At 55.6% G+C, this 8,558-nt stretch carries 7 protein-coding genes; 3 read left to right on the forward strand and 4 right to left on the reverse strand.

Annotated features, from left to right (window positions below; translation table 11 throughout):
• Positions 1-348 precede the first annotated feature (348 nt).
• The 3 genes from AC2FNC_RS19050 (at position 349) to AC2FNC_RS19060 (ending at position 2,730) form a co-directional block, all read left to right on the forward strand.
• The gene (locus tag AC2FNC_RS19050; protein WP_480519750.1) at positions 349-873 is read left to right on the forward strand and encodes an RNA polymerase sigma factor; all 525 of its coding nucleotides are present in this window, start codon (positions 349-351) and stop codon (positions 871-873) included.
• Complete coding sequence (locus AC2FNC_RS19055; RefSeq protein WP_496716299.1) at positions 870-1,607, forward strand: anti-sigma factor; 738 nt, start codon at positions 870-872, stop codon at positions 1,605-1,607. Before AC2FNC_RS19050 ends, AC2FNC_RS19055 begins: the two co-directional genes overlap by 4 nt.
• A gap of 64 nt (positions 1,608-1,671) precedes the next feature.
• Positions 1,672-2,730, forward strand: a complete 1,059-nt coding sequence (locus AC2FNC_RS19060) for a helix-turn-helix domain-containing protein (protein ID WP_480625122.1) — start codon at positions 1,672-1,674, stop codon at positions 2,728-2,730.
• 42 nt (positions 2,731-2,772) lie between these two features.
• Here the strand turns inward: AC2FNC_RS19060 and AC2FNC_RS19065 are convergent, their stop codons facing one another.
• From AC2FNC_RS19065 to galU, 4 genes are all read right to left on the reverse strand, one after another.
• Positions 2,773-4,077, reverse strand: a complete 1,305-nt coding sequence (locus AC2FNC_RS19065) for a UDP-glucose dehydrogenase family protein (protein ID WP_480554855.1) — start codon at positions 4,075-4,077, stop codon at positions 2,773-2,775.
• Positions 4,078-4,458: 381 nt separating this feature from the next.
• A complete protein-coding gene (locus tag AC2FNC_RS19070; RefSeq protein ID WP_480554856.1) occupies positions 4,459-5,529 on the reverse strand; it encodes a DUF2793 domain-containing protein in 1,071 nt (356 codons plus the stop codon).
• Between the two features lie 169 nt (positions 5,530-5,698).
• Entirely contained in the window at positions 5,699-7,138 is a 1,440-nt protein-coding gene (locus tag AC2FNC_RS19075; RefSeq protein ID WP_496716301.1) for a mannose-1-phosphate guanylyltransferase/mannose-6-phosphate isomerase, read from the reverse strand.
• A gap of 71 nt (positions 7,139-7,209) precedes the next feature.
• Positions 7,210-8,103, reverse strand: coding sequence for a UTP--glucose-1-phosphate uridylyltransferase GalU (gene galU, locus AC2FNC_RS19080; protein ID WP_480519762.1), 894 nt, complete (start codon positions 8,101-8,103; stop codon positions 7,210-7,212).
• Between the last annotated feature and the right edge of the window lie 455 nt (positions 8,104-8,558).

The raw sequence follows: 8,558 nt of genomic DNA on the forward strand, positions 1-8,558 counted from the left end.
CTGCGGCAGACCAACCCATCCCAACATCCAAACACGCTAAATAAGACCTAACCACCAAACCCGCAACCAATACCAAATACTCAAGCAATCCATAACCGCAATCGAACGGCTTATGTGCTTTGGAACACCATGCCTTTGGTCGAAACCAATACAACTGCCGCAAATGGCCAGTATCCAACACCCAGTTGGTTGCAGAAACAGGCGCTGCAACAATTACAGACGCAAACGTGACTGCTTGGAGCAGGAGTTTCGTTTCATTTCACTGCTAAATATGGCAATTCTGCCCTTGCGGGTCCGATCCGCGATTGAGAAACACAAGCAGGTCGCGATCATTCGATGAGAGCTGAGATGACTTCTGAACAAGCCGTCCGCGATGCGGTTCAGACGCATTCGAAGCGTGTCTGGCGGTTTGCGCTGGCATTATCGGGTGCCTCGGATGTAGCCGACGATTTGTTGCAGGCCACATGTTTGCGCGCGCTTGAACGACATCATCAGGTGACGTCGCATAACCGTCTGGACAGCTGGTTGATGACAATCTGCCGGTCGATCTGGCTGAATGAGCTGCGTTCGCGGTCGGTTCGGAACGCGCAGGCGCTGTCGGTGACCCCCGAAGCGGATCTGGTTGCAACGGGACCAGACACAGAAACGAATATTTTTGCGGCTGAAGTGTTTACTCAAGTGATGCAGTTGCCAGAGGCACAGCGCGAAACGGTTATGCTCGTCTTCGTTGAGGGGTACAGTTACCGCGAAGCCGCCGCCTTGTTGGAGGTTCCAATTGGCACGATCATGAGCCGGCTTTCGAATGCCCGGCAGAAACTTAAAACCGTGATGCAGATTGATGCAGCGGACACCGCGCGACGGAGTGGCAAATGACGTTTTCCGACGAGACGCTTCTAGCGTATCTGGAAGGCAGCCTGGACGAGGCTCAGACCCGCGCTATTGAGGCTGCGGTTGAAGATGACGCTACGTTGGAACATCGTCTGATGGCGCTGGATCCGTTTGCGCCAGTTGTTCGGGACGTTTTTGAGAAGCTGCCCGCTGAAGCGCCGAAGGTGGACCTGCCGGAAAAAACGACGCGGCCCGGCATTAACGGGTTTCTGCGTCTTGTTGCGGTGGCTGCCAGCGCGGCGTTTGCAGCCGTCGCCGTAACATTCTGGGCCACCCGGCCAGCAGATTTAAGCTGGGCCCAGCAGGCCGCGATCTATCAATCACTTTACGTGCCGGAAACGATTGCATCGCTGGACAGTTCGGACGCGTCGCTGGCCAAGCAATTTGCAATGGCCGAAGCCAAGCTGGGACGATCACTGAATCAGGAAACACTGGAAGCACTGCCAGGGTTGGAGCTGAAGCGGGCGCAGGTTCTTTCATTCAAAGGCAAGCCCTTGATCCAAGTGGTTTTTGCTGATGATCAGGGTCGACCACTTGCCTTCTGTGTTATTCGCCAAGGACCGAATGCCCCAAGTACCGACGTCCAACTATCGGTCTTGAGCGGTTTGGCAACTGCAAAGTGGGAGCAAGGCGGTTATGGATATATGCTGTTGGGCAGTTCCCCGCATACGGATTTAAGCGCTGAACTGGAAGTGTTGACCCGTACATTCTCGGGCTGATGGAAAACCCTTGTGAACAGTTGCAAATGCCCGAAGAATGCCGGGTATGACGTCGAAGAAAACCATGCCCCTTCCAGAAGACGAGGTCGATGATCTTGGCCCAGCCAGTATCTATGACGGCGATCCGGCAGAAGAGGACGACCCTTGGTTTTTGCCCCCGGACCAGGACGTGGAGGAAGATTTCTTTCTGCCTGGTCCCCGATCAGATCAGCGCCCGTTGTTCGATCCGCGCGATTGGCATTCGGCACAATCAGAATTGTCGGCAGAGCTTGCTGATCTTGCCCTGACCTTTGGCGCTCTGGATGAGCGGCTGCGTTCGGGGCCTGAGGGGTGGACGCACCGTTTGGCACTTATGGAAACGTCCGATCTGGGGTGGTGGACAGGGGATCGGGTCAGCGTAGACCGCCTGGCTTTGTGGACGGGTCTGAGGATCGGCGCGACCCACGATGACGTGCAGGCGCTGTTTCGGGCAGGTTGGGCCGTGCGCCGTCTGAGCTCAGGCGCAGGCCCGGCTACAGGCGGGTGGGAAAGCGGGTTGACAGCGTTTCTCGACCGTCTGGCTCAGGGCTCTGGTGCGACGCCCGAAGCGATCGTTGATCTGGCCGAAGTCATGCAGAATGCTGAAAGGTTGCACCCAGTAACACAATCGGCGATCGCGTTTCATGCTTGGCGAGCTATATCGCAGGGCGTCGGACACGACACCGAGGCGGCAATCATCGCAGCGCGGCACGCGGCTTCGATGGGGCGCGGCGGCGCAACGTTCATGCCACTGGCGCTGTCTGGTCCGGGTGCGTTGCGCGGAACGGGTGGGCCGACGGAAAAGTTAGGGTCTTGGATACAGGGCGCCGGGCAAGCCGTTCTTGCGGCCTTGCTGCACCTCGACCGGATCAGTGCCTGGGAGGGCAAGGCGCGCGACGCAACGCATGATTTGAGCGGTCGCACCCCCCCGCGTCTGATTGATGCTCTGGCGGCGTGGCCCATGGTCTCGGCCCCGCTTGCGGAAGAACTTACCATTTCTTCGCGCGCGGCGGTTCAGCGGAATTTTGACCTGTTCACCCGGAGAGGTCTGGTGCGTGAAGTCACCGGCCAAGGCCGTTACCGGGTCTGGACTGCCGCACTATGATCCGTCAACCACTTGAAGATGCGTGCGGCGGGAAGCACGCTTTCAGCGCCCAACGCCGACATAGGTGTCAAATCCTGACTTCAGCGCCGTAGTTTTCGAGTAGATGTTGCGCAGGTCAACCATCCTGGCTGATTTCATTGACGCCGCAATTTCGGAAAGGTTCAGCGCGCGGAATTCATTCCATTCTGTCAGCAGCACAACAACATCCGCGCCCCGCGCGGCGATATACGGATCGTCGCACCATTCGACGCCCGGCAAGAGCGCCTCCCCTTCAGATTTTCCCTGTGGGTCAACAACACGCACCTTTGCGCCTCCGCCTATTAGGGCGGGGACGATGGACAGTGATGGTGCGTCGCGCATATCGTCTGTGTTGGGTTTGAACGTAACACCCAGAACTGCCACGGTCTTGCCGTTGAAATGATCGTCACATGCGTCACGAATTTTCTCGATCATCCGCTTCTTGATTTCGTCATTAACGCGGATGACGGTCTCGGTGATCTGCATTGGATGCGCGTGGTCCTGCCCGATCCGCGCCAACGCGGCCGTGTCTTTTGGAAAACATGAACCACCGTAGCCGGGTCCTGCATGCAGAAATTTGTTGCCGATCCGCCCGTCAAGGCCGATGCCGCGCGCAACTTCTTTAACATCCGCGCCAACTTTTTCGCACAGTCCTGCGATTTCATTGATGAAGGTGATCTTGGTCGCCAAAAACGCGTTGGCGGCGTATTTAATCATCTCGGCACTTTCCAGATCGGTGGTCAGGATCGGGAAGTCGCGCAGATACAGAGGGCGATATATTTCTGCCATCACTTCGGCAGCGCGGTCGTTTTCCACGCCGACCACGACGCGGTCCGGGCGCATGAAATCGTCGATTGCCGCGCCTTCGCGAAGAAATTCAGGGTTCGAAGCCACGTCAAATTCGGCCTGGGGGTTGGCGGCCTTGACTGTTTCCTGCACTTTTCTGTTTGTTCCGACGGGCACAGTCGATTTTGTGACGATAACGGTATACCCGGTGACAGCCTGAGCGATTTCTTCCGCCGCTGCCATCACATAGGTCAGATCCGCATGGCCGTCTCCACGCCGGGTCGGCGTTCCAACTGCAATAAAGATAGCATCCGCGCCGTCCACTGCGGCTGCAAGATCGGTTGTAAAGCTCAGACGGCCAGCCACGACGTTTCGTGCCATCAGCACGTCCAGACCCGGTTCATAAATAGGCACCTGTCCGGCTTTGAGCATATCGATCTTCTGCTCAGCCTTATCAACGCAAATCACATCATGTCCGAAGTCCGAGAAACACACACCGGACACAAGGCCCACATAACCTGTGCCGATCATTGCAATGCGCATCTGCCAAATCCTTTTTTACCAATTACTATCAACGGCGCGGGCACAATCGAAGAATCCAGGGCCGGTTTCAATGATTTACAGGTATGGCTGTTGAGTTCCCACGTTTTCTTGTTGTTTTTGAGGCAATAAGTGCTGGAAAGGAGTTTCTAAAGTCCGTCGTGCAGCGCAGAAACTGTTGAATCACGGCCATTGTCAGCTGAGAAGATACAATTCTGGGCATGGATCAGTAATAAACAGCTACCAGGCGTGTGGTGTTGCGTCGCTCGCTTTTCGCCCGGAGCAAGGCGTCTGTGGCGGGTCCAATGAAATCGGTGATTGCTAAAGAAATGGGTCGACTACACAAAAAAACCGCCTGAACCACAGTTCAGGCGGCAGCTGTACTCAGAACCAGCGCCCTATGGCGATGACACTTGGTGAAAAAGCGACTGCATCCGAAGTTGAGGAGAGGGCTTTGCAGGTAACTTGAGTGTTTCCGGGCACATCAAACCCGATGAAGCGATTATTAGCTCCAGCGCTGCCACTAACGCTTGGCGCAGAGGAAAATGGCGCTGGGTAGTCCCACGTCATTGCAGCGCTTGCGAATAATGCGCCTTCAGCGGTCGTACATGCGACAGGAAGCAACACGGCGGTGCAAATCATGGTTCCATCAGCAAAACGCGTGAAATCGCCACTGGCATTACTTCCGCGCTCTATGACCGCACCGGTTGGTGTGCCGCCAACTTCTGATACCGCCCCCAGAAGGTTGCCCGGCCCATAGCCGTAGTCGGCACGCATCAGGCGACCCGGAGTGGTATCCGTCATATTACCCTGAATAGCTGCACCAGCCGCTGTTCCGGTCGTAGGGTCAAAAGTCAGAGCTTCCGTCCAGGTACCTCCGTCAGGGGACACTTTAATTGAGAACCCCGTACTTCCGGATAACCCCATTTCAGCGTGGCCGGTCCAGTTCGACTGAAACACCAGCGATGCCGTATCGCTGGCACCCGCCTTGTTGATCTTCAGCTGATGCCCGCCGCCCTCGTGGCTCAGAAGCGTGGCCGGGCTTCGGACAGACAAGCGATTCGTAACGTCCGAACTTGTCGCCACCCCGATACCATCCAGGTTCTGAGTATTGACGGGCAAGGGCAGCCAGTCAGACCCATTCCAGAACTTCAGTTCACCAGTGGCTTCGTCCCAGGCACGCCAGCCCGCATACGGGGTCAAGAAATGCCAGGCGTTGTCCAGCCATGCGGCAAGCTCTCTTGCATGTCCGGCCCAGTCCCCGGTGGGGGTGGCGCCCAGAGCATAGATATCGCCCTGCTCGGGGACTACGGGCGGGGTGCTGGCATTGGTCGTCTGTACTGAAAGTTGAACGACCAGATCAAGCTGTCGCAGTGCTTCATTGTGGATGACGTGTTTTTGGGCCTGCGAAGGTTGCAGAAAAGGCAGGTGCAGTCTGGGTGAGATCTGTGACACGGGGGGGCCTCCTGTGGCTGTCGGTCCGAAAATCGGTTGCGCGCCACCCTGCCGTAAGGCGCGTCAATCTCGTCTGACCTGGCCGACCGCACAGGAAATGATCTGTTAACCTGAGTATCTCCGGGGATAAGCCGACCCGAGTATGGCCTGTGGAGAACTATGTCGCCGCTTAATCCCGGGCATAAATGTCTTCATATCGAATGATGTCATCTTCGCCTAAATAGGTGCCGGTCTGCACTTCGATCAATACCATGGGCACCTTGCCAGGGTTCTCCATCCGGTGCACAGCACCCAGCGGGATATAGACTGACTGGTTTTCACTGACCAACCGTTCCTGATCATCGATTGTGACCTTGGCGGTGCCCTCTACCACAATCCAATGCTCGGACCGGTGGTGATGGGACTGCAGGCTGAGCGCTGCGCCCGGATGCACATGGATTCGCTTGACCTGAAATCTGTCACCGATCACGAGGCTCTCAAACCAGCCCCAGGGGCGGTGATCGACCGGAAGCGTATCTGCCTGTTTGGCCCCTTTTGCCTTTAAGGCAGCAACAGCCTGCTTGACGTCCTGGGCTTTATCCATGCTGGCAACCAGCACAGCATCTGGCATCGCAACTGCGATAACGTTCTCAAGCCCCATTGCCACCACTTCCTGCGCTGGCGATTCTGATCGTATCAGAACGTTGCGGCAGTCGATTGTGGTTACTTCCCCATGTGTCGCTATGTCATTTTCATCAGGATCTGACAATTCTTGAACAGCCGTCCAACTGCCAACATCAGACCAACCTGCGGAATAGGGAACCACGCTGAGGTTGGGAACTTTTTCCATGACCGCATAGTCGATCGATATGTCATCGACGTCAGCCCAAGCTGAAGGATCCAATCTCAGGAACCCCAAATCTGTCTTTGCGCTGTCGACGGCCTTTTGGACAGGTGCAACAAGGGTGCTAGCGTACTTTTCATATGCGGCAACGATGTCACGTGCCGCAAACAGGAAGATGCCGGAGTTCCACAGGTAACTGCCATCTTTCACCATCGCCTGCGCCGCTTCCAGATCCGGTTTCTCCACGAACCGATCCAGGCGAACTGCACCCTCGGACGCGTCTGGGGCGTCGTTCAGCTTTAAGTAGCCATACCCGGTTTCGGGCCGAGTGGGCGTGATGCCAAATGTCACCAGATCGCCTCGTTCGGCAATTGCGCGCACGCCTATGTCGACTGCCTGATGAAAAGCCGCCTTGTTTGGAAGCACATGATCTGAAGGTGCAACCAGCATGATGGCATCCGGATCACGTAAGGCAAGGTACAACGCAGCCGCCAGTACGGCAGGGGCCGTGTTGCGCCCTTCAGGCTCAATCAGGATCGGGCCGGGGGCGATCCCCACAGCTGTCAACTGTTCAGGGACAATAAACCGAAAGGCATCGTTGGTTAGAACCAGTGGTTTGGCATAGGGCGCATGCGAGGGCCCAAGCATCCGGTCGGCACAATCTTGTAAAAGACTGGTTTTGCCGACAAGTGGGACGAATTGCTTGGGATAGCTTTTGCGCGACAGGGGCCACAAACGCGTTCCTGAACCACCACACAGGATGACTGGATAGACCGTTCTGTTCATACGCGTGCCCCTGAATTGCTGATGATCAACGATATTTTTCAGTTCTTTTTGTGGAATGAGTGATCCCTTGGCTACTGGGCCGCTTTTCCAGTTGCAACGATGTCATTCAGATACTGGCTCAGGTCATCACGCAGGTCGTCACGGGCAAGGGCAAAGGAAACGGTTGCTTGCAGAAAACCGGATTTTGAGCCGCAGTCGAAACGCTGCCCGTCGAACTTGTAGCCAAAAACGGGCACGCCGGATGCGATATCTTCGGCGATTGCATCAGTCAGTTGGATTTCACCGCCGCTTCCGGTTTTCATTGCGTTCAGGTTGTTCAACACGGAAGGTCGAAGAATATAGCGCCCGATAACGGCCAAATTGGATGGCGCTTTCGATGGTTCAGGCTTTTCAACCATGCTCTTGGCCGGAATGACCGGGCCGATACTGTCGACAACATCCAGCACGCCATACGAACTTGTCTTTTCTGGCGGAACCTCCATCGTTGCCACCATGTTGCCGCCCGTTTCCTCATAGGCTTCGACCATTTGTTGCAGACATGGTTTGTCTGCAGCAATCACATCGTCAGGCAACATAACGGCAAAAGGTTCATCGCCTATCAAGCGGCGCGCGCACCAAACGGCGTGGCCCAGACCCAAGGCTTTGTGTTGGCGGATATAGGCGATCGCGCCGCTTTCCATATTGGTCTTGTTCAGGATATCGAGAAGCTTGTTTTTCCCTTTGGCCATTAGTTCCTGTTCGAGGACGAGGTTATGGTCAAAGTAATCTTCAAGCGCGGATTTCCCGCGAGACGTCACAAAGATGAACTCTTTGATCCCAGCGGCGCGGGCTTCATCGATTGCATATTGCACCAGGGGGCGGTCCACCAACGTCATTATCTCTTTCGGAACGGACTTGGTTGCCGGCAAAAACCGGGTTCCCATTCCCGCCACTGGAAAAACTGCTTTGGTGACTTTGCGTGTCATGGTGCCTCTCAAATCAAAACTTGGCCGGTAAAACAGAAAACATCCGGAATGTCCTCTTAGTCTTCAAAACCGTGTCAATCAATCATGCCCAGTGTGCCGGCTGTTATTGACCAAATCGTGCCACCTTGGTCCAGACGAGTCAAAAGCCGACTCCGTTGTTTCCTGTATACAAGGCCCGAACGACAGTTCCCAGCGACCCTTCCCTTACAACTCTGTGCCAAAAATCTGGCGACGATTTGTCGATCACGGAAAGTTGATATTTTGGAGCAGCATCACTTGCCTTGAAAAGCCCCCGAACGGAGTTCCGCGTGCCTTTCTTTGGATGGGCATATCGCCTTGTTATGACAAGTAGTTTTGGACTGCGCGGTCAAAAAGAACTCAGATGGAAGGGATTACTTAACTGGAATTAACACGGCTCACTTAGTCGCAAGTTGCGTCAAGTAACGTGTCTTAAG

Source organism: Ruegeria sp. BHSA123, from assembly GCF_059613425.1.

Bases quoted from the DNA above. Each gene is read 5' to 3' on its own strand.
- AC2FNC_RS19060 (WP_480625122.1), top strand. From the start codon at position 1,672: ATGCCCCTTCCAGAAGACGAGGTCGATGATCTTGGCCCAGCCAGTATC.
- AC2FNC_RS19075 (WP_496716301.1), bottom strand. From the start codon at position 7,138: ATGAACAGAACGGTCTATCCAGTCATCCTGTGTGGTGGTTCAGGAACG.
- galU (WP_480519762.1), bottom strand. From the start codon at position 8,103: ATGACACGCAAAGTCACCAAAGCAGTTTTTCCAGTGGCGGGAATGGGA.
- AC2FNC_RS19065 (WP_480554855.1), bottom strand. From the start codon at position 4,077: ATGCGCATTGCAATGATCGGCACAGGTTATGTGGGCCTTGTGTCCGGT.
- AC2FNC_RS19050 (WP_480519750.1), top strand. From the start codon at position 349: ATGACTTCTGAACAAGCCGTCCGCGATGCGGTTCAGACGCATTCGAAG.
- AC2FNC_RS19055 (WP_496716299.1), top strand. From the start codon at position 870: ATGACGTTTTCCGACGAGACGCTTCTAGCGTATCTGGAAGGCAGCCTG.